We start from the raw sequence: 23,322 nt of genomic DNA on the forward strand, positions 1-23,322 counted from the left end.
TCCTAATGGGCAAGGCGAGCTTTTTCAAACGTCAGGACGTGGTTTCGCAGCTTCGCACCGGAAAAACCGGTTGCGGAGCGGGAAACCATCGGCAGCGCGACCGCTTGACCGCGCGCCGCCGAATCCGCAAAGTGGGCGCAGTCGACCTTTGAGAGGCTGCCATGACTCGCTTTGCCAAATCCGCTCTTGCTGCCCTGATTTCGCTTTGCACGCCGCTGGCCGCACCCCTCGGCCAGCCAGCGCAGGCCGCCGATCTTTCCGTCTATTCCGACGAGGACAGCGGCGTTTGCGGCGAGGCCTGGGTGCTAAGCAAGATCTCCAGCCGCTTCTCCTACCAGGTGCATCACGTGCCGCATCTGCCGGATGTTTCGATCACCGATTTCCAACGCATCCACCAGCATCGCTATCTCCCGGCCAGCGAAGAATGGCCGATCGGCCGCCGCTATTGCGGCGCCACCGTCAGCCTTTCCGATGGCCGCGCCCGCACCATCTGGTACTTGATCGAGGAAGGCCAGGGTTTTGCCTCGATCGGCGACAATGTCGAATTCTGCGTCTCGGGCTTCGACCGCTGGATGGTCTACAACGGCCGCTGCCGCGTCCTGCGCTAAGGTCGGATAAGAACCGCCGTTGAACCTGCTATCTCCCCGCAAGGGGGAGATCTGATGTCGCTCCGGTTTCGCCAATCTCCGAACTGCTGCCGCTGCCTCACATCGCCTTCCCACCAGATACGTAAGCGCAGATCAGCTCGACCAACTGCTTCTGCAGTTCCGGCAAGTCGAGCATGTCTCGCCGCGCGGCATTGTGGATGACGCCCTCGACCGCTGAGGACAGCACCCGGGCCACGGTCTCATTGTCCTTTCTGCGCCTGCGATATTGCGCCACCGCCGCCGTGTAGTGATCAAGATAGCGCGACTGGAACGAGGCATGGGCGGCGCGTGAGCCGCGATCGCCCGGCGCCTCGTCGAGCAGCACCTGATGCAGCGTCGGATGGATGCTGTGCGCATCGATCATGCCGCGCACCAGCTCCTGCGCGAATCGTTTGAGCGGCTTGTCGCCTTCTGTTGATTCGGCGATCACCGACAGCACCTGATCGAAATGTCGCCGGCGAATTGCTTCGACCAGCGACAGCTTGTCGGGAAAATATTGATAGAGCGAGCCGATGCTGACGCCGGCCGCATCGGCCACCTTGTTGGTGGTGAAGCCGGCCCAGCCGAGCGCGCTTAGAACATGAGCACCGGCTTCGATGATCGCCTCGACCGTCGCTCTCGAACGCGCCTGGCGCGGCTGCTTGCGCATGCGTGAGCGCGGCTTTGCAATGCGAGTAGACATGTCTGCTCCAGCAGCCAAGAATATAGATAATATACTCACATTTTTTGCAAAGGATACAGACCATGGACGCGCTGGATTTGCTCCGCAGCCTCTTCGTTTATCAAGCCTGGGCGAATGGTGAATTGCTGCAGAAGCTTGCGGGCCTCGACCAGCAGGAGCATGTCGATCAGCGCCACACGGCGACCCGTCTCATCAACCACAACCTTGTCGTATCGAAGATATTCGCCGCGCATCTTTCCGGCACGCGTCATGGCTATGCGTCCGACAACACCGAGGACACACCGGCACTCGATGAATTGAGCGCTGATGTCGCTGCGGTGGATCGTTGGTATCTCGACTATATCGAAGCCGTCTCGCCAAAGCTCATGTCAGAGCCTGTGCCTTTCACCTTCACCGACGGCGACAGGGCGATGATGTCACGCCAGGAAATGCTGACACATGTCGTCACGCATGGCGGCTATCACCGCGGCGAGATCGGGCGGATCCTGATGCAGATCGGCATTGCGCCGCCGTGGGATACGTTTGCCGTCCACCTCCACCACGCCGAGCCTTCGCGCCGGCTGCAGGTGCGCGAACGGGTTGGCGCTTAGGGGCCCGCACCCGTTGGCTTCCAAGGGACCGCGGCTTCCCGGGAGGAGGATTCCCCGATCTTTCGTTTCCCATTTCCGTTGGGCATCTCTTGCGCCGAAGCTGGCGATCTCCCTTCTCGTCTGGGAAACGTCCAACACAACAGGCTGTCCCTTCAAGTACTGTCTTTCCTGGCTTCCATCCAACCACTTTCGATATACGAGTAAAAAGCTCGCGTTTAGTTTAGTGCTGTTCCTGCAACCGTGGGGATGAAGCAAGATCAGCCTCTGCGGTGCGATGATTGTTGCCATCCAATAGGCCGCCGATGACCGCGTGAGATCGACGGCGTTGCAAGAGAATGTGAGCTTGACGAGAAGAACGTGTGAGTCGCGATATCAGAGATTTCTCTCGCAACAGTTCGCTGCGAAGCGGGAAGATTTCTTGCCGATTTCTGTGCCGATCATTGCGATCATGCTCTCAGCGTAACCGAAACTTAATCTGCGAAATTCTATGTAATGCTTCGCTGGCTAGATACGCACGAGTCAGATATGCATTAGCTCGCCGGGTCACTCACGGCCATCGGCACAAACGCAAGGGGCATCGCATGGCAAAGACCACGACGAAGGCGCCGGCGGCGAAAGCGCCGGCAAAGAAAGCGGCACCGAAAGCTGCCGCGAAACCTGCAGCAGTAAAGAAGGCAGCACCGAAGGCAGCGGCAAAGCCGGCCGCCAAGGCAGCGGCAAAGCCGGCAGCTAAGGCAGTAGCAAAACCCGCCGCCAAGGCAGCAGCGAAACCCGCCGCCAAGAAGCCGGCCGCCAAGGCTGTGGCGAAGCCTGCTGCGAAGGCAGCAGCCAAGCCCGCCGCCAAGAAGCCGGCAGCCAAGGCAGCGGCAAAACCCGCCGCCAAGGCTCCGATGAAGGCCGCCGCCGCCAAGTCGACGGCAGCTGTGAAGAAGGCTGCACCGGCCAAAAAGCCAGCCGCCAAGAAGAAGTAACAGCGGACCATCTCAAAGCTCCCGGGAACTTTGCCGACTGGCAGATTCCCGGGAGCTTTTTTGTGGTGATTTAGGTCTTGTTTTGATGCATGTCGTTCTCTCGAAATTGACGCCACTTCTGTGAGACATGCATTGGCGATTTCATTGTCGGCGGATTGGCCGCCTGGTTTTGCCCTTCTGGCAGTTGCTCCCTCAGGGAAGATCGGCCAACACTAAGGCGGTCGCATTCGATGGGGTTCAGGCGACACGCTCTAGACCTTTGCTTTACGCGCGTCGTTCTCAAGACCGGAATCGCATTTTTGAGCGACATGCACTGGCCGTCCGAAAACAGGGAACCGATCATGCCGAAGCTGCTCTACGCGTCCTCATCCCCCTACAGTTCCAAGGTGCGCATGGCAGCACTCCATGCCGGCATTGCCGTCGAGCTGGTGCCGGTCAAGACCGAGGACAAGCCTGCTGAACTGATGTCAGCCAATCCTCTCGGCAAGATTCCGGTGCTGGTGCTCGACGACGGCCGCTCGATCCACGACAGCCGCGCCATCACCCAGCATCTCAACCGCGCTTCCAAGAGCCTGTTGTTGCCGCGCAATGCCGACAAGCGCCTCGAGGCCGAAGTGCTGGAGGCGCTGGCCGACGGCATATGCGACTGCGCGCTGTCGATGGTCTATGAGCGGCGCACGCGTCCGGAGGAGATGGTCTATCAACCCTGGCTCGATCGCCAGTGGACCAAGATCACCGCCGCACTCGATTTCCTCAACGCCAATCCGCCGAAGCTGCCGAAGAAGATCACGCTTGGCCAGTTGGCGTTGCGTGCCTGCCTCGGCTACCTCTCTCTGCGCTTCGCCGGCAAATGGGAAAAGGGCCGGGGCCGCCTGACCCGCTGGGCAGCGCGTTTCGATGAGAAGTTTCCGGGGCTGAAGGTGGCTGTGCCGGCCTGACGGGCGAAACAAAAAAAGCCGGGCGCGAGGCCCGGCTTTCTTGTGTCGTGGCTTGAACGACAGTTAGAACTTCATACCGACGCCGAAGGTGACGCGGTTGTCGCTCTCTTTGACCTTGGTGCCGACACTGTCGAAGCTCTTGGAACCGAAGTCGGTGTATCGGTACTCGACACGGCCGAACACATTGTCGGTGAGCTTGATGTCGGTGCCGACGCCTGCGGTCCAGCCGAGCATGGTGTTGTCGTCGCTGCCCAAGGGGGTCGAGACCTTCTGGTTCTTCAGGGCGCCGCCGCCGGTGCCGTAGAGCAGGATTTCCGGGGTCACGGCGTAACCCAGACGGGCGCGCAGCGAGCCTTCGAAGCCGCCCTTGGAATTGACGCCGCCGCTGTCACCCTTGACGCCGTTGTAGCCGAGATCGGCTTCAGCACCGTACACGAAGTTTTCCTGCTGCCACTGGTAGCCGCCGAAAACGCCGCCGACAAAGCCCTTGGTCTTGATATCGGGGCCGCCGTCGTGGACTTTGGCATGACCGCTGAAGCCGTAGCCGGCGCTGAGACCGGCATACGGGCCGGCCCAGGAAGCGACGGGGAGCTCGGCGATCGGTGCCGGTGCCGGGGGCTCTTCCGAGACGACGTCGGCAGCAAAAGCGGTACCGCTCAGGGCGAAGAGCCCCAGCGCAACCGCGAGCGGCGCGAATTTGAGATTGGTTTGCATTGTTGTTTACTCCTTAAGCCACAAGACACGTAGGCTTGTTTGTCCTGAGCGCCATCAACCCGTCCGGGGGGTGAAACGGATCTGGCACTCAACGGTTCCGAATGTCGTGTCAAAATGCGGCGGCAGCGAACCTGAAAATGGGTCATTCCCCGGCACGAATGAGGCCGAAGCTTGACGTTGCATCTTCGCAACAGCGAAATGTCAGTACGCAGGCGATGCTGCACTGCACTCGGCTTGGTGCAACGGGTTCAGCGTCCTATATTGCGGTCCTGCCGACCCGAATCCGGGGCGGTGCCGGCGGCGAAAAAGCCGTTTCGCCACATTCCTGCCCCAGGTGGAAACGGCATTTAACCCCTGGGCGCGTCACAATGTGCCGCTAGCCGAATTGAGGCGCAGATTGAGGATTGACAGATGATCGAAGCCGCCGGAACGGCGCTGGTGACGGGCGGGGGGAAGCGGATCGGCAAGGCGATCGTCGAGGATCTGGCCGCGCACGGTTTTGCCGTCGCCATCCACGCCAACCGCTCGACCGCCGAGGCCGACGCGCTGGCTGCGAACATCAGGGACGGAGGCGGCCGCGCCGGCGTGGTAGCCGCCGATCTGACCGACATGGATGCGGTTGGCGATCTCGTCGGCCGCGCCGCGGCAGCGCTCGGCCCGGTCACGCTTCTTGTCAACAATGCGTCGCTGTTCGTCGACGATAGCGTCGAGGACTTCGACTGGGCGGCATGGGACCTTCACTTCGCCATCCATGTGAAGACGCCGGCGCTGTTGGCGCAAAACTTCGCCCGCGCCTTGCCGCCAGGGCAGGAGGGGCTGATCGTCAACATCATCGACCAGCGCGTCTGGCGGCCGACGCCGCGCTATTTCTCTTATGCGCTGTCGAAGTCGGCCTTGTGGACGCAGACCGAAATGCTGGCACAGGCGCTCGGTCCGCGCATCCGCGTCAACGCCATCGGTCCCGGTCCGACGCTGAAGAATACGCGCCAGGAAGATCATGATTTCCAGAAGCAGGTCGATGGCCTGATTCTGGAGCGCGGCCCGCAATTGGCCGAATTCGGCGCCACCATCCGCTATCTCTGGGATGCGCGCTCGGTGACCGGCCAGATGATCGCGCTTGACGGCGGCCAGCATCTTGCATGGCAGACGCCGGATGTGACAGGCATGGTGGAATGAGTCCCGCAGACCAGAAACACAAGACGCGCGCCGGCGCCGCCGACGATATGCCGCCCGAGATCAACCTTCAGGATGAAGCGGTCGAGGAGATCGTCGAGCCCGAGGCCACCGGGCCCGATGTCGCCTTCACAGCGATAGACTGGGCGCCGCATGCCGGCGACGCCGACGGCATGGTCGGCGCCGAGGTCATCCAGACATTGGTCAAGCGGCTGCCCAATGCGCCCGGCGTCTACCGCATGATGAACGCTGCCGGCGACGTGCTTTATGTCGGCAAGGCGCGCAGCCTGAAGAAGCGGGTGACCAACTACGCCCAAGGCCGGTTCCACACCGCCCGCATCGGCCGCATGGTGCGCGAGACATCGACGATGGAGTTCGTCGTCACCCGCACCGAAATCGAAGCGCTGCTGCTCGAGGCCAATCTCATCAAGCGCTTGCGGCCGCGTTTCAATGTGCTGATGCGGGACGACAAGTCGTTCCCTTACATCCTGTTGACCGGCGATCACGTCTCGCCCGGCATCTACAAGCATCGCGGTGCGCGCTCGCGCAAGGGCGACTATTTCGGACCTTTTGCGTCGGCCGGCGCGGTCGGGCGCACCATCAATTCGCTGCAGCGCGCCTTCCTGCTCAGGAGCTGCACCAACTCCTTTTACGAAAACCGCACCCGGCCGTGCCTGCTCTACCAGATCAAGCGCTGTGCCGGTCCATGTACCGGGGAGATCTCGCATAGCGACTATGCCGAGCTGGTCAGCGAGGCGAAGGATTTTCTGTCGGGCCGCAGCCAGAAGGTGAAGACCGAAATCTCTGCCGCCATGCAGCAGGCCTCGCAGGAGCTCGATTTCGAGCGCGCCGCCATTTATCGCGACCGGTTGGCTGCACTGTCCCATGTGCAGAGCCATCAGGGCATCAACCCGGCCACGGTCGACGAGGCCGATGTCTTTGCCATCCATCAGGAGGGCGGCCAGGTCTGTATCCAGGTGTTTTTCTTCCGCACCGGCCAGAACTGGGGCAACCGCGCCTATTTCCCCAAGGCCGATCCGGCACTGGAGGGGGCGGAAGTGCTGGGCTCGTTCCTGGCGCAGTTCTATGACGACAAGCCGACGCCACGGAACATCCTTCTGTCGCGAGGCGTCCAGGATCAGGAACTGTTGGCCGAAGCGCTGTCCACCCGCGCCGGCCGTAAAGTGTCGATCTCGGTGCCGCAGCGCGGCGAGAAGAAGGATTTGACCGACAACGCGCTGCAGAATGCCCGCGAGGCGCTCGGCCGCCGGCTGGCCGAAACCTCCACGCAAGGCCGGCTGCTCGCCGGCTTTGCCGAGACCTTCGGCCTGCCGAAGCCGCCGGTGCGCATCGAGGTCTATGACAATTCGCATATTATGGGCACCAACGCCGTTGGCGCCATGGTCGTCGCCGGGCCGGAAGGGTTTGTGAAGAACCAGTACCGCAAATTCAACATCCGCTCGACCGAGATCACGCCCGGTGACGATTTCGGCATGATGCGCGAGGTGATGGAACGGCGCTTTTCGCGGCTGCTGAAGGAACATGGCGATGTCGTTCCCGACGACGCGGCAGCCGGTGGAGCAGGCGACGACATCGAAGAAGACATCTCCGGCAGCTTCCCGGCCTGGCCCGACGTCATCCTGATCGATGGCGGCCAGGGCCAGATGAGCGCGGTGCGCAAGATCCTCGCCGACCTCGGCATCGAGGATCGCGTGGCGGCCATCGGCATCGCCAAGGGCCAGGACCGCGATGCCGGCCGCGAGCGTTTCTTCGTCAGAGGCAGGGACTCGTTTTCGCTGCCCGTCCGCGATCCCGTGCTCTATTTCGTCCAGCGGCTGCGCGACGAGGTGCATCGCTTCGCCATCGGTTCGCACCGCGCGCGGCGCAAGAAGGAATTGGTCAAGAGCCCGCTCGACGAGATCGCCGGCATCGGTCCCGGCCGCAAGCGCGCGCTGCTGCTGGCCTTCGGCACTGCGAAGGCGGTCAGCCGCGCGGCAGTCGAGGATCTGGTCAAGGTCGACGGTATTTCAGAGCAGGTCGCCAAGCTCGTCTACAATCATTTCCATGAGAGCTGAGCGCCGGTGACGCCGCTGTCCCGATCAAATGGCAGCAGCCGTTCTTTTCTCGCAGGCCACTCGAATCCCGGCAATCGCGCGCTATTTTCGTCTGGCCAATCGAATCTCGCCTGTTGACCCCCTACATCCGGTTCTGATTTGAGTACGCAGGCAGAAAGAGTCCCTGAGATATGGCCAAGCGCGCGTTCAACCTGCCTAACATGCTTACCTATGCCCGCATCGTCGCGGTGCCGCTGGTGGTGCTGTGCTTTTTTCTCGAGGGGCATCTGAAATCGAGCGACTTCGCCCGCTGGTCGGCGTTGATCATCTTCCTGCTGGCTTCGATCACCGACTATCTCGACGGCTATCTGGCGCGCGCCTGGCAGCAGACGTCCAACATCGGCAAGATGCTGGATCCGATCGCCGATAAACTGCTGGTCGCCACCTGCCTGCTGCTGCTCGCCGCCGACACCGACCGCCATGCCGGCATCGCAGGCTGGTCGTTGTGGGCGGCAATCATCATCCTGTGCCGCGAAATCCTGGTTTCGGGGCTGCGCGAATATCTGGCGGCATTGAAAGTCTCGGTGCCGGTGACGCAGCTCGCCAAATGGAAGACCGCCATCCAGATGGTCGCCATCGCCTTCCTGCTGGCCGGGCCTGCCGGCGACAAGATCTTCCCGCTGACCACGCAGACCGGACTGGTGCTGCTGTGGATCGCAGCCCTCGTCACGCTCTACACCGGCTATGACTATTTCCGCGCCGGCCTCAAGCACATCATGGACGAATGAGATGATCACCCGGCTCATCTATTTCGCCTGGGTGCGCGAACGGATCGGCAAGCCGGAAGAGGATGTCGAACTGCCCGCCGGTATCGAGACGGTGGCCGACCTCCTGCGCTGGCTGAAATCGCGTGGCGAGGAATATGAGCACGCGCTGCAATATCCTGATGTGATCCGCGTCGCCATCAACCAGGAACATGTCGAGCATCGCGAGAAGATAGCCGGCGCGCGCGAGATCGCGCTGTTTCCGCCGATGACCGGGGGCTGACACCATGTCCGGCGCGCCGACGGTGCGCATCCAGCGCGACGATTTCGACGTTGCCGCCGAGATCGCGAAACTGACCGGGGGTCGCGCCGACATCGGCGCCGTGGTGTCCTTCTCAGGACTTTGCCGCGACGAGCAGGGCCAGCTGTCGGCGCTGGAACTCGAGCACTATCCAGGCATGGCCGAGGCCGAAATCAGCCGGATCGCCGGCGAGGCGCTTCAGCGCTGGCCGTTGCAAGGCCTGACCGTCATCCATCGCCACGGCAAGATCGCACCGGGCGAAAACATCGTGCTGGTGGTGGCGGCGTCCTCGCACCGGCAGGCGGCGTTCGAAGCGGCCAATTTCCTGATGGATTTCCTGAAATCGCGTGCACCCTTCTGGAAGAAGGAGCACCGCGTGGACGGCACCGATGGCGGCTGGGTCGAGGCCAAGGACGCCGACGACCAGGCTGCGGCGCGCTGGAAGGCGCGGCCCGAATAAATCTCGGCGCAGCCATGTATTGACCGCATTCCCTTGGCCAAATCGCATCGGCAAAAAGGGAGCAAGGGCATGCTGGACAGGATCGCCGAATTCTTCGTCTTCGGTTTTGTGCCGCTGGTTATCGGCGTTCTGGCCGTTCCCGAGCCTTCCGTCGCCGCCGAGAAAACCCTGAAGGGCGAGGTGATGTATCGCGAGCGCATCGCGCTGCCGCCCAACGCCGTGCTGTCGGTTCAACTTGCCGATGTATCGCTGGCCGATGCGCCGGCCGCCATTGTCGGCGAGCGCAAGGTAGCGCCGGCCGGCCAGGTGCCGATCAAGTTCGAGATCAGCTTCGATCCAACGGTGATCCGGCCCAACATGACCTATGCGCTGCAGGCGCGCATCATCGCCGACGACAAGCTGCTGTTCGTCACGGACTCGCGCTATCAGGTCGATCCGCTCAGCGAGGCGCCGCAGGCCATTGTGCTGAAAATGGTGGCGCCGAGCGACAAGCCGACCTCGGCCTCGCTGTTCGGCCAGAGCTGGCTAGTCGAATATATCGACGGTATCGGCGTGATTTCGGAGCCGCAGGCGACGTTCCGGGTCAGCGAAGCCGGCAAGGCGGGCGGCAGCGGCCCGTGCAACGCCTATTTCGCCACCGCCAAGGTCGATGGCGAGACCATCGTCATCAGCGACATCGGCTCGACCTACAAGGCCTGCGCGCCGGAGATCATGGCCGAGGAAAAGGCGCTGTTCGAGGCGCTCGCCAAGGCGGCGTCATACCGTGTCGATGGCGGCAAGCTGATCATCGCCGACAAGGACGGCCACGATATCTTGCGCTTCAACGCAGCGAGCTAAGAATCAAGACTGCGGCGGCGGGGGCGCCGGCGTCAGGCCGAACCGGCGCATCAGGTCCATCAGCCTGGTGCGGTCTGGCGGGCCGCCAGTGCTGAAGATGGCGAAGGCCTCGCGAAAATATTCCGGGCCGATCGCCGCCGGTGTCACCACGCACAGCACCTTGGCGGTCGCGGCGGTGTCGTTGTCGAAGCGATGGACCGCGCCGCGCGGAATGCACAGCGCCTGCCTAGGCCCGATATCGTGCCGGTGTCCGTCGACGGTCAGCGTCAGCACGCCTTCGATCCCGTACATCGTCTCTTCATAGTGATCGTGGCTGTGCGCCGGGGCGGGCAGGCGCTGCGAGCCGGCGACCGTCAGTTCGAAGGCGGCGATGCTGCCGTTCGACTGGTCGCCGGTAAGCAGGAAGCGCACGGCAAGGCCGCCATGGCTGATTGTCTCGTCGGCCGGATTGACGCTGATCTGGCTAGCTCTGTCTAGCATTTCATCCTCCCACGTGGTAAATTGAATTTACCGAAATGAGTAAACTCAATTTACCAGAGTGTCAATGCCATTATCCGCGGAAGAACCGCCAAAGAAGCCACCGCTGATCGGTGCACTGCTGCGCGTTCCGGCCATGGCCATTCACCGCAAGCTGATCAGGGATCTCAGGGCGTCGGGTTTCGAGGACCTCAGCCCGCCGCATATGGCGGTGATCCAATATCCCGGCCCGGATGGCCTTCGGCCGAGCGCGCTCGCCGAGCGCGCCGCGATGAGCAAGCAGGCCATGAATCAACTGCTGAAGACGCTGGAAGCGATGGGTTATATTACTCGCTCGGCGGCACCCGATGAGAGCGGCGGGACCGTCGTCCACTTCACCGACCGCGGGCGCGCCGCATACCAGAAGATGGCCGACATCCTGCTCGACGTCGAACGGGAATGGGCCGAGGAACTGGGCGAGAAGCGTTTCACGGAGCTGAAAACGCTGCTCGGCGACCTCTGGGACACGCCGCTCATCCGTTGAAAGCGGCATGAAGCCGAAGCCGGGACCTGACCAAAGAAAAAGGCCGGCGAAGTGCCGGCCTCTTGCATACATTGGTTCGCGTCGGCTCAGCCGACGATCTCGGTGTCGGAGAACCAGTACTTGATCTCCTGCGCGGCGGTTTCCGGCGCGTCGGAGCCGTGCACGGAATTCTCGCCGATCGACAGCGCGTGCACCTTGCGGATGGTGCCTTCGGCGGCGTTGGCGGGGTTGGTCGCGCCCATAACTTCGCGGTTCCTGGCAATGGCGTTTTCGCCTTCCAGAACTTGCACGATGGTCGGCGCCGACGACATGAATTCCACCAGTTCGCCGAAGAACGGACGATCCTTGTGGACGGCGTAAAAGCCTTCGGCCTCGCGGCGGCTCATCCACACGCGACGTGAGGCGACGACGCGCAGGCCGGCCTCTTCCAGCATCCTGGTGATGGCGCCGGTAAGATTGCGCCGGGTCGCGTCCGGCTTGATCATGGAAAAGGTGCGTTCGAGCGCCATGGGGTCGTCCTTGTCTTGAGATGGAAAGTCTTGAGATCGGAATGTGGAGTGGCGGGCTCTATACAAGCCGCCCGGCCCATTGCCAAGGGGACGCGCCCCGGCAGCGTTATTCGGCCGCGACCGCCAGCATGGCTGTTCGCAACGCTCTGGTCAAAGGCAAGGCTTGCGGGAAAATGGTGATTGCGCAGGCACGCACGGTTTCGAACGGAAATCAGCGGAACGGAAAGACATCGGACCATGTTTGACGGGACGCGCTGGCCCCACCTCCACCTCAGACCGGGCGACATAAAAGGGAGCCTTTGGATTATCGGCATCTTGGCTGCCGTGGGCCTTGTTCTGCTGCTCTTTTCGGGTCGCCGCACAGATACGAATTTCGGTTTCGGGCCTGGATGGCAGTGCACTCCGATGCCGAAGGGCGACCCGATCTGCGTCAAGCTCATCGCCAAGGAAGAGACGAAGTGATGGGCAGCTTTACCGCCTGATCACCACCGGCTGCCGCCGCCGCTCCCAGCCTTCGCGTTCCAGTGTCGGCAGATCATGCTCCTCGCTGGCATAGCCGAGGCAGAAATAGCCGATCAGCGTCCACTCAGGCGGGGTGTCCAGGATTGCGGCCATCTCGGCGGCGTCGAGGATCGACACCCAGCCCATGCCGATGCCTTCCGCCCGCGCCGCCAGCCACAGCGTGTGCACCGCCATGACGGCCGAATAGTCGATGGTTGCCGGCATCGTCATGCGGCCGAGCCCATGGCCCTGTTGCGTCGTGCGGTCGGCGAAAACCGCGAACTGGCAGGGCGCTTCATTGAGACCGGCGAGCTTCAGCCGGGCATAGAGAGCGGCGCGCTCGCCTGAAAAGCATTCAAGAGCTTCGGCATTGCACCGCTCGAAACAGTCTCTCACCGCGCCCCGCCGCTCGGCGCTCTCGACCACCACGAAGCGCCACGGCTGGCTGAGACCGACGGACGGCGCGATGCTGGCAAGCTCCAGCAGCCGCTCCAGCGTACCCTCGGGCAAAGCCGTCCGCTCGAAGCGCCGCACATCCCGGCGCCAGCGCAGCAACGTGACCAGCCCGGCGCGAAAATCATCGGTGAAATCGGGGGGTGGTGGCATGGCGATCAGGAGACTTGTGTGGGGAAGAGGCAGTAGGCAGTAGGCAGTAGGCAGTAGGCAGTAGGCAGTAGGCAGTAGGCAGTAGGCAGTAGGCAGTACAGCCCTCAGACCCTATTGCCTACTGCCTATTCCCTAAGCTGCGGCCGCCGCCTCCTTCCAGCAAGGCGGGCTGAACGGACGGGTCGCGTCGTGTCCGGCGAGTTCATAGAACAGAATGGTCATTGGCGGCTGCGTCCTCGCGGTCTAATTAGGCGCCTGCGGCTGAAGCGGAACTCGTCGGCGGGAAAAAGATGAAACAGCATTTCATGATGTTCGCGGCCTACAATCAATGGGCCAATGGCCGCATCTACGATGCCGTCGCCGCACTTGACGAAGAAGAGTTCAACCGCGATGTCGGCGCATTTTTCGGCTCGATGATGGGCACGCTCAACCATCTGCTGGCCACCGACCGCATCTGGATGAAACGCTTCACCGGCGAGGGCGACGCGCCGGCAAAACTCGACGCCATCCTGCACCGCGCGTTGCCTGGCTTGAAGCTGGCGCGTGAGGCCGAGGACAGGCGGATCGTCGACTGGGTCGGCGGTTTGACCGAAAAGGCTTTGTCCGGCCGCTTCTCCTACATGACCGTTTCCGACATGCGCACCGTCTCGCAGCGGCTGGCGCCGGCGCTGGGACACGTCTTCAACCACCAGACCCATCACCGCGGCCAGGCGCACGCCATCCTGACCATTCTCGGCCGGCCTTCGGTGCAGCTCGACCTAGCCTTTTTCCAACGCACCGACGAAGGCCGCGCCTACGCCTGATCTCCTGACCGCGCTTCCCGTTTAAACGCACGGGAGCGTTACCGGTACATTTGCGCCGACCATCCATCCCCGACGCCAGCTCTGAATTCCAGCCGGGTTGTGAGGACCCTCTCGGCACAACGCTGCCCGGTGACGGGGCCAGGTGGCTGGGCTGTCGGTGGCCCGCCTTTTGTGGGCCTTCGGCTCCAGGCCGCCGCAGCCACAACCCGCTCCAACTCCGGTGGAATTTCTGTTTAGAGAATTAAACAGAGTTTAAATGTTGAAGCAAAAACATATTTTTTTTTAGCAGACCAGTGCACGCCTTGAGAACTACAATCCTTATTCTTGGAAAAAATAAAGAAACTATAAGGAAGACTCGTGCGTAGCTGTGAGTGCATAAGCATATGTCTGCTTTGGTTTGCTGGCATGTTGCAATGCACAAAGCAGAACGGCAACAAGGAGAGTGTCATGGTTAATATCACTCGGAAAATCGCTAGAACACTGGCGGCGGGTGCAATTATCGTTATTTTTGCCGCTCCCGCGAATGCAGGAGGCGGAATTGGCGTCGGTGTCGGCGCATCTATCGGCGGTGCTGGCGGCATCAATGCAGGTGTTGGCGCTTCGATCGGCGGAAGCGGCGGGGTCAAGGCCGGTGCCGGCGCCTCGGTCGGCGGCAGCGGCGGTATCAAGGCGGGTGCTGGCGCAACGGTCGGCGGCAATAGCGGCGTTACTGCGGGCCTCGGCGCCTCAGTCGGCGGTAGCAGCGGCATCAAGGCCGGCGCTGGCGCGACGGTCGGCGGAGCCGGTGGCATCAAGGCCGGTGTTGGGGCCACGGTCGGCGGCAGCGGAGGTATCAAGGCCGGTGTCGGCGTCAACGTCGGCAGCGGCATCAACGTCGGCGTCGGCGTCGGCATTGGCGGAACGCCGGGCACGCCGGGTACGCCCGGCACTCCAGGAACTCCTGGAACACCAGGCACACCTGGGACACCCGGTGTCGTCGCCAGCATGTCGAACAGCCAGCTGACACGTATGAAGAAGCGCTGCGTCGATGTGCTCGCCAGTGAGGGCACCTACGACAGCGATCTGCGGCAGCTATGCCTTATGATCTCGCGTCGCTGAGACAGGTTTCGCCGGGAGTGTCGAACCAGCCGTGAGGCTTTACGGCACTCTCCTACCGCATGGCCCAGACTTCCCGAGGGACATGCGCTGACGAGAAGCCTCCGGCCAGTCGGAAAGCCCGCCGCGCAAGTGGCGGGCTTTTTGTGACCGCCGCCATCTTCACGGCAATCGGTCACACTTTCGATTAACCGTTAACCACATTAGAATTGAAGGCAAGGGTTTAGGGTTTCATTTGTGTTCCCGCTGCAAAATAGCGAACACAGTGGGAGAAATTGGCATGCGGGTCGATCTGTCGCCCACGAGCTGGGGCAGGGTCATAGCAGTCACGGTTGTCGGCACAGCGATCTGCATCGCGGCGGCCTTCCTTGTCGATTCCTACAATTTTCCGTCGCTGTCGCCCGAAGCATTGCGCTGGGCGCAGCTCACCGACCTGTTGCTGCCGCTCGTGCTGGGTGGGTCGTTCTTCTCTTTCCTTATGTACAAGATGCGCCAGCTGGCGATCGCCCAGAAGAATCTGAGCATCGTCGCGGCGACCGACAGCCTGACCGCGGTGTTCAACCGCGGCGCGTTTTCAATGCTGGTCGAGGCCTATCTCGAACAGGCGCGCAGCCAGGCCGTCGTCGATGCCGGCGCCCTGCTGATCGTCGACGCCGATCATTTCAAGACTATCAACGATCGATTGGGCCACGATTGCGGCGATCAAGCGCTCAAGCTGATCGCGCAGACGATCAAGGCTCAGCTGCGCGGCGCCGACATCGTTGGACGCATCGGCGGCGAGGAGTTCGCCATCTTCCTGCCTGGCGCCGACCCGTCGCAGTCCTGGCTGGTTGCTGAGGGGATCCGGCGGCGCATCCGCGAGGTCGAGTTTGCTCCGGGTGGACGGCCCTGTCCGCTCTCGGTGAGCATCGGTGGCGTCGCCTTCAGCGGACCGACCACCTATGCCGACATGTTCCTGACGGCCGACCGGCACCTCTACAAGGCCAAGTCCAACGGCCGCGACCAGGTCAGTTTTGAGACGACCGGGCCGCGCGCCCTGCTGGCCGGTGATCCGACGTTGCATTGAAATGCGGGCGCCAGGCGAGGCTCCGGTCGGGCACAGGCGCTTTTCAAACGGATCGCGGCAATGCGACCTGGAACACGCAGCGGCGCCGTCAGCTTCCATGGTGTCGACTGCAGCAGGCCTCGTTCCTTAACGCAAGTGTCTCGGTCTGCTGGTTGGCGCTGCGATCCGTTGGCCTGCCGCATCGATATGATGCCTTCAGATGTACCTAGTCCTCGCTTGGTGCGTCTGCCGCTGCTTGCGGGTTGGCCGTCCATTTCTGCTTCGAGGTGTGGATCAACGCGATGGCGAAACGGTGGCTGCAGCGTCGCTCGCTATCGCGCGTGGTACCCGCCTCGGCGGCTTGTACCGTTATCCAATGCTCATAGATCGGATGAGTCAGTGGATCCAGAAGTCGGCCTAAACTTGTTATTACTTAGAGAAGAAATAATCCGTAGAGTGGCGCCGGATTTTCCATTGTTCCATCCATTCATCAAGATGACGATATATTCAACTTCCTGATTGACCATAATGGATTCTGACGTCTCAAGGGGCAGTTAATATTTCAGAGATGGGGCAAGCATCTGCAATAAAACTCAAAGGAATTTTAACTCGGCATCTAGGCCGGGGCCTTTTACTCCTCGAGTTCGCCTCAGGGTATGGATGCGTGACGTGGCACCATGTAAAGGATGAAGACATCGATCTCGTCAGTTCCGATCATCCACAAGCGATTTCTTTCCTGGCGAACGAATTCAAGGTTAAAGCCATTCAGTCGCGATCGATACCGGAGGAGGCAGTTTTTGGCCGGCTCTATGATGCAGTCTTTGCGCTTTCATTCTTTTCCACATGCCGATAACAACTGGTCGCGATGGCTGGTTCGTCTGTTCAGCTTTGTGCGGCCTGTTTGCATTGAACAGTGAACAGGCCGACATCGCGGTTGAGGAATACGGCATGATGGCCATGGATCTTGGGTTCGTGATCAAACTATCTCAAGACGCTTCCAATGCCGAGTTACTCCAAGATGAAGTGGACGCTTGGTGGGATCACCAAGACGTGTTTGTCGTTCGACGTCTGCCGGCAAGTCCGAGTGATCTTTTTGCTGGGCAGGCCTGGTCCCGGCCGTCTCAGACGGCGTAGCCGCCATAACCGTGTGCGACCGGCTTGACCGAGACGGCCGGCTGGACCGCGGGCCAGAGGATGCCTGCCGTGACCGCAAAGGTGATCAGGGCATCGCGTGCGGCCTCGGTCGAGATTTCTCCGGCGCGCGCCGCCTCGCAAGCCCTCACGGCCGCGCCATAGCTCAGGCGCCGGCGTGACGGCGGAAATTCGGTCAGGAAATCATGCATCTCGAACAGCGAGGCGAGCATGCGTTTGTGGCCGGCGCCAACGCTAACGGCAACCGGGGTGAAGAACATCGCGTCGTGCATTCTGGCCTCTCTGGATGGGCGGAAGGCGGCGGTCGCCGCTCTCCGATCGCGGGTTGGACGCCAGAAAACGCGGCCGGCGGCCCGAGGTTCCCTGAGAGATGCCATGACAGGCCGATTTGCTTCTTGAGGTCGCTCCCCGGCGGCATCCGCGGTTGGCGGCTTCTATTTCCACATGCCGCGCATGCGGGCGCCGAGGTCGACGCGGACTTCAGGTCTGTGGCGCGGATCGTCCTTTGCGTGGACGCTCGCCCAAGAGGTCTGCTCGAAGGCGCCGAGGATCGAGGCCGGGATGAAACGGGTTCGCGAGGCATAGACGTGGCGGTCGCCGCGCGCTGCCTGGCCGTGAGTGAAGAAGCGCTGCGGCGTCACCAGATGCAGGCCGTCCTTGGCCCGCGTCATGGCGACGTAAAGCAGCCGGCGCTCCTCCTCGATGTCTTCCTTGGTGCCGACGCCGAGATCGGCCGGGATGCAGCCATCGACGGTGTTGAGCACGAAGACGTTCTTCCATTCCTGGCCCTTGGCCGAATGAATGGTCGACAGGATCAGATAGTCCTCGTCGCGGTGCGGCGGCCCGGCCTGGTCGCTGGTCGCATCCGGTGGATCCAGCGTCAGCTCGGTCAGGAAGCGCTCGCGCGAAGCATAGCCGGAACCGATCTGCTCGAGCTGCATGAGGTCGGCTCGCCGCGTCGTCGCATCCTCGTGCATGCGCTCGAGATGCGGCTCGTACCACAGCCTGACCTGTTCGAGATCGGCCGGCCATTTCCCCGACCGGGCGCGCAGGCCGGAATAAAGCGCAACGAAGGCTGGCCAGTCCTCAGCCGCGCGTTGCGGCGGCCGGTAGCGGGCCAGCCCCATTTCCTCGTCGAGCGATGTCGCCATGGTCTCGACGATGGTGCTCGCCGCCGAAGGGCCGATGCCGGGCAGCAGCTGCAGCACGCGGAAGCCGGCGATGCGGTCGCGCGGGTTCTCGGCAAAACGCAGCACCGAAAGCACGTCCTTGACATGGGCGGCGTCGAGGAATTTGAGCCCGCCGAACTTGACGAAGGGGATGTTGCGGCGCGTCAGTTCGATCTCCAGCGGGCCGCTGTGGTGCGAGGCGCGAAACAGCACCGCCTGCGATTTCAGCACCGTGCCGGCCTCGCGCTCGGCCAGGATGGCCTGGCAGACATAGTTCGCCTGCTCGGCCTCGTCGCGCACGCTGACCAGTTTCGGCCTTTGCGAGGATTTGCGCTCCGACCAGAGGTTCTTGGTGAAGCGCTCCGACGCCTCCGAGATGACCGCGTTGGCTGCCGCCAAAATAGTCACGGTCGAGCGGTAGTTGCGCTCCAGCATGATGACATTGGCGGCTCGCGCGAATTGTTGCGGGAAATCGAGGATGTTGCGCACTTCCGCGGCGCGAAACGAATAGATCGACTGCGCGTCGTCGCCCACCACTGTCAGTCCGGCGCCGTTCGGCTTCAGCGCCGAAAGGATCGAGGCCTGCAGCCGGTTGGTGTCCTGGTATTCGTCGACCAGCACATGGTCGAAGCGCGAGCCCAGATGCGCCGCGATCTCCGGCTCGGCGGCCATCTGCGCCCAGTAGAGCAGGAGGTCGTCGTAATCGAGCACGTTCTGCGCCTGCTTGGCCTCGACATATCCGGCGAACAGCTCTTTCAGCTGTTCTGCCCACCCCGAGCACCAGGGAAAGGCCGAACCCAGCACCTCGCCAAGCGGCGCCTGCGCGTTGACGGCGCGCGAATAGATCGCCAGGCAGGTGCCCTTGGTCGGAAACCGGCTTTCGGTCTTCGAGAATCCAAGCTCATGCCGGGCAAGATTCATCAGGTCGGCGGAATCCTCGCGGTCATGGATGGTAAAGGCGGGGTCGAGGCCGATCGTCAGCGCATAGTCACGCAGCAGCCTGGCGCCGATGCCGTGAAACGTACCGGCCCAGCTCAGCGCGTCGGCGATGACGGACGCGTCTCGGCCCAGCACCTCGCCGGCGATGCGTTCGACCCGCCTGGCCATTTCGGTGGCGGCGCGGCGCGAGAATGTCATAAGCAGAATGCGTCTGGGATCAGCGCCCTTGACGATCAGATGCGCAACCCGGTGGGCGAGCGTGTTGGTCTTGCCGGAGCCGGCGCCGGCGATCACCAGCAGCGGCCCGGCGATCTGGCCGTCGCCATGTTCGACAGCGAGCCGCTGCTCGGCGTTGAGCTTCGCCAGATAGGCGGGCCGCAAGGACGAATCATTGATGGCGATGGTCATCGCCTATCAAGCATCGTTTCCGCTTTGTTCGCAACGGGCGGAAGTCGCCCTTACCGCCGTGGCGCGACACCCGTTGCCGCCGACTGGCGCCGCAAGGCGGCGCGTTCGTCGCCAGGCACCGGCAACGGATCGAAATTGTCGGGCACGTCCTTGATGATCTCCTTGGCGATGCGATAGGTCGCGTAAGCGAAAAGGCCGGTTATGAGCAGACGGATCATGGCGCGATCTCCTTTAGGCAACCAACCTCAGAGCCGCCGTTTGGTTCCAGCCGACGCGGTGTCGTTTGCGAGCGTGCAACCAAAGCTGAATCCTCTCGTTGCCTTCACGAGGGGAGGGCAAACGAAGGAGGTTGCCATGAAGAAGCTCCCTGTTCTGTTGGCCGTCGGCTTGGCGCTCGCCGCCTGCGACAACAATATCCAGCCGACCAAAGCACCCTTGCTCGACCATGCCCCGCAGTCGGATTCGGCGCCAAAGCCGGCGGCCGGCGGCGATCAGCCCGCGCAATGATCGTTTTAGCGGGACGACAAGGCTGAAGGTAGCCTTCGGGAGAAGAAGGCCGGCGCCGCTTGGGAGGTGAGCTGATAGCGCCGGCCAGGCGGATATCAGGTCCGCCGCAACAACCGAAGATAGCTGAGTCTCTCGCCTGCGTCATGAGGTGGGCCGCATCGACCTGCTTCATGACGGCGCTTCTGCACAAAACAACTTCGATGTCAGATGGCGTGCGGAACGAAACTCGACGGGAGGACCTCAGGCAATGGCCTTGCGCAGCACCGGGCCGCCGGCAATCCCGGCGTCCAGCTGGCACTGCGTCTGCGCCGCCTCGGCCATGATCCACTGCTTGAACAGTTCCACCTTGCGCGTGTAGGGCGCGGTGACCGGGCAGACGAAATACCAGCCGGCGGTGTTGGGGTGATGCACGGCAAACGGCGCCACCAGTCTCTCTGCGCGGATCTCGCTCGCCATATAGGCGCGGTTGGCGACTGCAAAGCCCATGCCGGCATTGGCCGCCTCATAGGACATCATGCAGGAATCGAAATAGATGCTCTTGGTCTCGCCGAGCACGGAACTCGCGCCGGCAAAACCCAGCCACGACTGCCAGTTCTGCGTGCAGGTGTCGGAATGCAGCAGCGTGAAATGCCTGAGGTCGTCGGGCGTCACCTGTGACGGCGGCGTGTCGCCGAGAACCTCGTGGAACAGCTTCCTGCTGCACACCGGCGTCAAATCCTCCTTGAACAGCAGGTCCGCTTTGAGGTCGGGAAAGCTGCCGTCGCCATAGCGGATCTCGAGGTCGAACTCGGAGGTGGCGAACTCATTGGTGGCGTAGGAGGTCGAGACCCGCATTTCGATTTCGGGATATTGCCGCTGGAACAGCGGCAGGCGGGCAAACAGCCAGCGCGCTGCGAACGTCGGCAGTACCGAAATCTTCAGCACATGCGCCTGCGACTGTCCGGTCGCCTCCATGCTGGCCGCCACGATGCGCTCCAGCGCCTCGCGAACGCGCGACACATAGGTCTCGCCTTCGGGTGTCAGCGACACCGCATTGCCGCCGCGCTGGAAGATCTTGAAGCGCAGCTGGTCCTCGAGGCTTTTGACGCGCTGGCTGACGGCGGAAGCAGTAATAAACTGCTCTTCGCCCGCGCGCGTGAAGTTACGGTGCCGGGCGGCACTTTCGACAATCTTCAGCGAATTGAGGTTGACCTGACTGAGCAGACGCACGCGTTTCGACCTTAAGCTGGGCTTACACTAGCACCAGCATTCCTAATTTTACAGGGGTGGGGAAATTAATCGACAGTTTACCAAGTGATGCCCCCATCCTGGAGAAGTAGAATGAACGCCCATACCATACCTGAACTGCGCTACGCGATGAGCCGAGAAGCCATTATCGGCCATGAGACGGCCTGGAAAGTGTCGGGTTTCGGCGTTGCGCAGTATCTGCATGGCTACGACCCGGCGCTGCTGGCGGCGATCGAAGAGGCGGCGTTGAAGCTCAAGGCCAGCCACGCCGTGCACAAGCACCTCGACCTTACCTTCATCACCGGCGCCGACCGTTTTATCCCGGAGATCAAGGAACTGCTGCATGACAAGCTGCGCCTGGAACGTCTGTCCGACATGATGGGCACCAAGCTCGAGCCCTATCCGCTGTCGATCGTCGGCTCGACCGTCACTTTCATGAATCCCAAGGACGGCGCCGTCGATTGGCATTGCGACGGTGTCCCGGTCACCGAACTCATTCCGCTGTCGATCAGCAATCCGCTGGTCGGCGGCCATCTCGAAATCTACTGCGACGATTCCGAGACCGGCCGCGCCATCCTTGAATCCGGCCGCGAGATTCCGCGCAACCAGGTCATGCGCATCGACCACAAGATGAACTACGCCACGCTCGGCCAGTTTCTCGGTGTGCTGCACCGCACCGCGCCGATCCAGCTCGGCTCGCGCGTCACGCTGGTCCTCAACCAGCGCTCTGTGGCCAAGCCCTACGTCGACGACAATCGCATGTTCTATCTCGCAGCCGACAATGATCACGATCGCGAATGGGTCAACGAACTGGCCGAAGACGTCTGGACGAACCAGCTGCCGGCCTATCGCCGCTTCGAGGAAGAACGTCCGGTTGCGGCGGCGGCCGATGCACCGGTCCCGGGCGGGTCAAGGGATTCATGGTAGCCAGAGCATAGAAGTGGACGCCGGTTTGGTCGTCGGTAACATCATGGTCGGCGATAAGGACAAGGCACCGTCGCGCCGATTCCGGGATGGATCCGGCTCGCCATCGGCCCTGGTCTTCGCCGCCGGCGCGGTCGCCCTGTGGTCGACCAACGCGCTGGTCGGCAAATCCCTGCTGGCCAGCCATCCAGTGTCGCTCGTGCAGTTGCTGCAATTTTGTGGAGCGGCTCTGGTGTTCGCCGTCATCCATCTGGCGAGCCGGAAGAGGGGCCTGCAAGACGCAGCCTTTTCCAAGGGTGCTGACGGCACCCTGGCGCCGGTCGCGGTCGGCTTTATTGGCCTGGTCGGCACCATGGTGCTGCAATACATCGCCTTTGCCTCCATGCCGGTGATCGAGGCCAATCTCGTCGCCTACACCTGGCCGCTGATGGTCGCGGCGGCGGTCATCGTGCTGGGCAAGCGGCAACGCCCCGTGCTGCTGGGGTTGACTGCCGTGCTCGGCTTTGTCGGCGTGGCGCTGGTGATCTCGGGTGGTCGCGGCCAGCCTTTTCTCCAAGGCAGCATCGTCGGCTATCTCGCTGCCTTCGGCTCGGCGCTGTGCATGGCCTTCTATTCGATTGCGGTCGCCCGCCTGGCCACACCGTCGGAGCGTTTGCTTTTGCCTTCGGCGTTGGTCGGCGTCGGCCTGACCTTGCTGTGGTGTATTCACGACGGCGCTGCCTGGCCATCCAGCGAGCACCTCCTGCTTGGCCTCTATCTCGGTGCCGGCCCGATGGGGCTGGGATATTATTTCTGGTCGCGCGCCTTGAAGCTTGAAGGCGGCGGCAAGGTTGCGGTCATCGCCTATCTGACGCCGATCGCATCGACGCTGCTGCTGACACTTTCGGGCGAAAGGCTGACGCTGACCGCGATAGCCGGTGCGGTCCTCGTCATCGGCAGCTGTATTGCGGTGGGCATAGAACGCTCGGAGGCTGAACATGCTTGACGACGATGAACGCCTCGCCAGACAGGAAGCATTCTGGCTGCTCAAGGAGTTCGGCGCCGAGGCGCCGCTCTACGCCGCCATGAAGGCCGAAAAGGCGATAGAGCAAAAAGATTTCGGCCGGTGCGCCCGCTGGAAGCGCATTCTGGACATACTGGCCGACTCTAAACCTGCGGCGTCCGTGCAGTTGAAATCTGCTGGCGCGAAGTCGGCCGTTTCCAAGTATTAGATTTTCTAATTTGCAACGTTGCAACCTGTTGTGGAAACATCCTCCTGTTCCGATTCTTGATCATTTATTGAGACTTTAGCGACCCGTTGGGGGGT

Annotated in this window: 27 protein-coding genes; 18 read left to right on the top strand and 9 right to left on the bottom strand. The window is 62.2% G+C overall.

Annotation, left to right across the window (positions count from 1 at the left end; all coding sequences use genetic code 11):
• Positions 1-161: 161 nt before the first annotated feature.
• Positions 162-608 carry a hypothetical protein gene (locus NKK50_RS20930; protein ID WP_023673457.1) on the top strand — a complete coding sequence of 149 codons (447 nt, stop codon included), beginning with the start codon at positions 162-164 and terminating at the stop codon, positions 606-608.
• Positions 609-705: 97 nt separating this feature from the next.
• Here NKK50_RS20930 and NKK50_RS20935 read toward each other — a convergent pair whose 3' ends face one another.
• The gene (locus tag NKK50_RS20935; protein ID WP_027048822.1) at positions 706-1,329 is read right to left on the bottom strand and encodes a TetR/AcrR family transcriptional regulator; all 624 of its coding nucleotides are present in this window, start codon (positions 1,327-1,329) and stop codon (positions 706-708) included.
• A gap of 62 nt (positions 1,330-1,391) precedes the next feature.
• Between NKK50_RS20935 and NKK50_RS20940 the strand changes: the two genes are divergently transcribed.
• The 3 genes from NKK50_RS20940 to NKK50_RS20950 all read left to right on the top strand — a co-directional run bounded on the left by NKK50_RS20940 (position 1,392) and on the right by NKK50_RS20950 (position 3,828).
• On the top strand, positions 1,392-1,919 hold the full coding sequence (locus NKK50_RS20940) for a DinB family protein (protein ID WP_023705340.1): 528 nt from the start codon (positions 1,392-1,394) through the stop codon (positions 1,917-1,919).
• A 581-nt stretch (positions 1,920-2,500) separates the two neighbouring features.
• Positions 2,501-2,890: a hypothetical protein gene (locus tag NKK50_RS20945; RefSeq protein WP_023673454.1), complete on the top strand. Its 390-nt coding sequence runs from the start codon at positions 2,501-2,503 to the stop codon at positions 2,888-2,890.
• Between the two features lie 341 nt (positions 2,891-3,231).
• On the top strand, positions 3,232-3,828 hold the full coding sequence (locus NKK50_RS20950; protein WP_023689091.1) for a glutathione S-transferase family protein: 597 nt from the start codon (positions 3,232-3,234) through the stop codon (positions 3,826-3,828).
• 63 nt (positions 3,829-3,891) lie between these two features.
• Here NKK50_RS20950 and NKK50_RS20955 read toward each other — a convergent pair whose 3' ends face one another.
• Positions 3,892-4,542 carry an outer membrane protein gene (locus NKK50_RS20955; RefSeq protein ID WP_023743811.1) on the bottom strand — a complete coding sequence of 217 codons (651 nt, stop codon included), beginning with the start codon at positions 4,540-4,542 and terminating at the stop codon, positions 3,892-3,894.
• A gap of 411 nt (positions 4,543-4,953) precedes the next feature.
• Between NKK50_RS20955 and NKK50_RS20960 the strand changes: the two genes are divergently transcribed.
• The 6 genes from NKK50_RS20960 (at position 4,954) to NKK50_RS20985 (ending at position 10,131) form a co-directional block, all read left to right on the top strand.
• Positions 4,954-5,718, top strand: coding sequence for an SDR family oxidoreductase (locus NKK50_RS20960; RefSeq protein WP_027048823.1), 765 nt, complete (start codon positions 4,954-4,956; stop codon positions 5,716-5,718).
• Positions 5,715-7,790, top strand: a complete 2,076-nt coding sequence (gene uvrC, locus NKK50_RS20965; RefSeq protein WP_027048824.1) for an excinuclease ABC subunit UvrC — start codon at positions 5,715-5,717, stop codon at positions 7,788-7,790. The genes NKK50_RS20960 and uvrC overlap by 4 nt, the downstream gene beginning before the upstream one ends.
• A gap of 170 nt (positions 7,791-7,960) precedes the next feature.
• A complete protein-coding gene (gene pgsA, locus NKK50_RS20970) occupies positions 7,961-8,557 on the top strand; it encodes a CDP-diacylglycerol--glycerol-3-phosphate 3-phosphatidyltransferase (RefSeq protein WP_023673449.1) in 597 nt (198 codons plus the stop codon).
• A gap of 1 nt (position 8,558) precedes the next feature.
• Entirely contained in the window at positions 8,559-8,816 is a 258-nt protein-coding gene (gene moaD / locus NKK50_RS20975; RefSeq protein WP_023673448.1) for a molybdopterin converting factor subunit 1, read from the top strand.
• A 4-nt stretch (positions 8,817-8,820) separates the two neighbouring features.
• On the top strand, positions 8,821-9,294 hold the full coding sequence (locus tag NKK50_RS20980; protein WP_023673447.1) for a molybdenum cofactor biosynthesis protein MoaE: 474 nt from the start codon (positions 8,821-8,823) through the stop codon (positions 9,292-9,294).
• Between the two features lie 69 nt (positions 9,295-9,363).
• Positions 9,364-10,131 (top strand): YbaY family lipoprotein, encoded by a 768-nt coding sequence (locus NKK50_RS20985; RefSeq protein WP_023727330.1) that lies wholly within the window; start codon positions 9,364-9,366, stop codon positions 10,129-10,131.
• Positions 10,132-10,134: 3 nt separating this feature from the next.
• Here the strand turns inward: NKK50_RS20985 and NKK50_RS20990 are convergent, their stop codons facing one another.
• Positions 10,135-10,611, bottom strand: a complete 477-nt coding sequence (locus tag NKK50_RS20990) for a cupin domain-containing protein (RefSeq protein WP_023701902.1) — start codon at positions 10,609-10,611, stop codon at positions 10,135-10,137.
• 64 nt (positions 10,612-10,675) lie between these two features.
• Here NKK50_RS20990 and NKK50_RS20995 point away from each other — a divergent pair, with 64 nt between their 5' ends.
• Positions 10,676-11,131 carry a MarR family winged helix-turn-helix transcriptional regulator gene (locus NKK50_RS20995; protein WP_023701901.1) on the top strand — a complete coding sequence of 152 codons (456 nt, stop codon included), beginning with the start codon at positions 10,676-10,678 and terminating at the stop codon, positions 11,129-11,131.
• 86 nt (positions 11,132-11,217) lie between these two features.
• Here NKK50_RS20995 and ndk read toward each other — a convergent pair whose 3' ends face one another.
• On the bottom strand, positions 11,218-11,640 hold the full coding sequence (gene ndk / locus NKK50_RS21000) for a nucleoside-diphosphate kinase (RefSeq protein WP_023673443.1): 423 nt from the start codon (positions 11,638-11,640) through the stop codon (positions 11,218-11,220).
• 471 nt (positions 11,641-12,111) lie between these two features.
• The gene (gene bluB / locus NKK50_RS21005; RefSeq protein WP_352462883.1) at positions 12,112-12,747 is read right to left on the bottom strand and encodes a 5,6-dimethylbenzimidazole synthase; all 636 of its coding nucleotides are present in this window, start codon (positions 12,745-12,747) and stop codon (positions 12,112-12,114) included.
• Positions 12,748-13,037: 290 nt separating this feature from the next.
• On the opposite strand from bluB, the gene NKK50_RS21010 reads away from it, so the two are divergent.
• From NKK50_RS21010 to NKK50_RS21020, 3 genes are all read left to right on the top strand, one after another.
• The gene (locus NKK50_RS21010; RefSeq protein ID WP_352543815.1) at positions 13,038-13,550 is read left to right on the top strand and encodes a DinB family protein; all 513 of its coding nucleotides are present in this window, start codon (positions 13,038-13,040) and stop codon (positions 13,548-13,550) included.
• Between the two features lie 447 nt (positions 13,551-13,997).
• Positions 13,998-14,648 carry a hypothetical protein gene (locus tag NKK50_RS21015; protein ID WP_023824124.1) on the top strand — a complete coding sequence of 217 codons (651 nt, stop codon included), beginning with the start codon at positions 13,998-14,000 and terminating at the stop codon, positions 14,646-14,648.
• 277 nt (positions 14,649-14,925) lie between these two features.
• A complete protein-coding gene (locus tag NKK50_RS21020) occupies positions 14,926-15,711 on the top strand; it encodes a GGDEF domain-containing protein (RefSeq protein ID WP_023738635.1) in 786 nt (261 codons plus the stop codon).
• Positions 15,712-16,811: 1,100 nt separating this feature from the next.
• On the opposite strand, the gene NKK50_RS21025 is transcribed toward NKK50_RS21020, so the two are convergent.
• The 3 genes from NKK50_RS21025 to NKK50_RS21035 all read right to left on the bottom strand — a co-directional run bounded on the left by NKK50_RS21025 (position 16,812) and on the right by NKK50_RS21035 (position 19,576).
• Entirely contained in the window at positions 16,812-17,114 is a 303-nt protein-coding gene (locus NKK50_RS21025; RefSeq protein ID WP_023670262.1) for a DUF982 domain-containing protein, read from the bottom strand.
• Positions 17,115-17,276: 162 nt separating this feature from the next.
• The gene (locus NKK50_RS21030; RefSeq protein ID WP_023743820.1) at positions 17,277-19,358 is read right to left on the bottom strand and encodes an ATP-dependent helicase; all 2,082 of its coding nucleotides are present in this window, start codon (positions 19,356-19,358) and stop codon (positions 17,277-17,279) included.
• 50 nt (positions 19,359-19,408) lie between these two features.
• Positions 19,409-19,576 (bottom strand): hypothetical protein, encoded by a 168-nt coding sequence (locus NKK50_RS21035; RefSeq protein WP_023684745.1) that lies wholly within the window; start codon positions 19,574-19,576, stop codon positions 19,409-19,411.
• Between the two features lie 136 nt (positions 19,577-19,712).
• On the opposite strand from NKK50_RS21035, the gene NKK50_RS21040 reads away from it, so the two are divergent.
• The gene (locus tag NKK50_RS21040; protein ID WP_023684746.1) at positions 19,713-19,865 is read left to right on the top strand and encodes a hypothetical protein; all 153 of its coding nucleotides are present in this window, start codon (positions 19,713-19,715) and stop codon (positions 19,863-19,865) included.
• A gap of 240 nt (positions 19,866-20,105) precedes the next feature.
• On the opposite strand, the gene NKK50_RS21045 is transcribed toward NKK50_RS21040, so the two are convergent.
• Positions 20,106-21,074, bottom strand: coding sequence for a LysR substrate-binding domain-containing protein (locus NKK50_RS21045; RefSeq protein ID WP_352543816.1), 969 nt, complete (start codon positions 21,072-21,074; stop codon positions 20,106-20,108).
• A 111-nt stretch (positions 21,075-21,185) separates the two neighbouring features.
• Between NKK50_RS21045 and NKK50_RS21050 the strand changes: the two genes are divergently transcribed.
• From NKK50_RS21050 to NKK50_RS21060, 3 genes are read left to right on the top strand one after another with little or no spacing between them, the layout of a single operon-like run.
• On the top strand, positions 21,186-22,019 hold the full coding sequence (locus NKK50_RS21050) for a hypothetical protein (protein ID WP_023743822.1): 834 nt from the start codon (positions 21,186-21,188) through the stop codon (positions 22,017-22,019).
• Positions 22,020-22,032: 13 nt separating this feature from the next.
• Positions 22,033-23,001 (top strand): DMT family transporter, encoded by a 969-nt coding sequence (locus NKK50_RS21055; RefSeq protein WP_245274193.1) that lies wholly within the window; start codon positions 22,033-22,035, stop codon positions 22,999-23,001.
• The gene (locus tag NKK50_RS21060) at positions 22,994-23,227 is read left to right on the top strand and encodes a hypothetical protein (protein ID WP_023684750.1); all 234 of its coding nucleotides are present in this window, start codon (positions 22,994-22,996) and stop codon (positions 23,225-23,227) included. The genes NKK50_RS21055 and NKK50_RS21060 overlap by 8 nt, the downstream gene beginning before the upstream one ends.
• Positions 23,228-23,322: the final 95 nt, after the last annotated feature.

The organism is Mesorhizobium sp. M0001 (assembly GCF_040324255.1).
GTDB lineage: Bacteria > Pseudomonadota > Alphaproteobacteria > Rhizobiales > Rhizobiaceae > Mesorhizobium.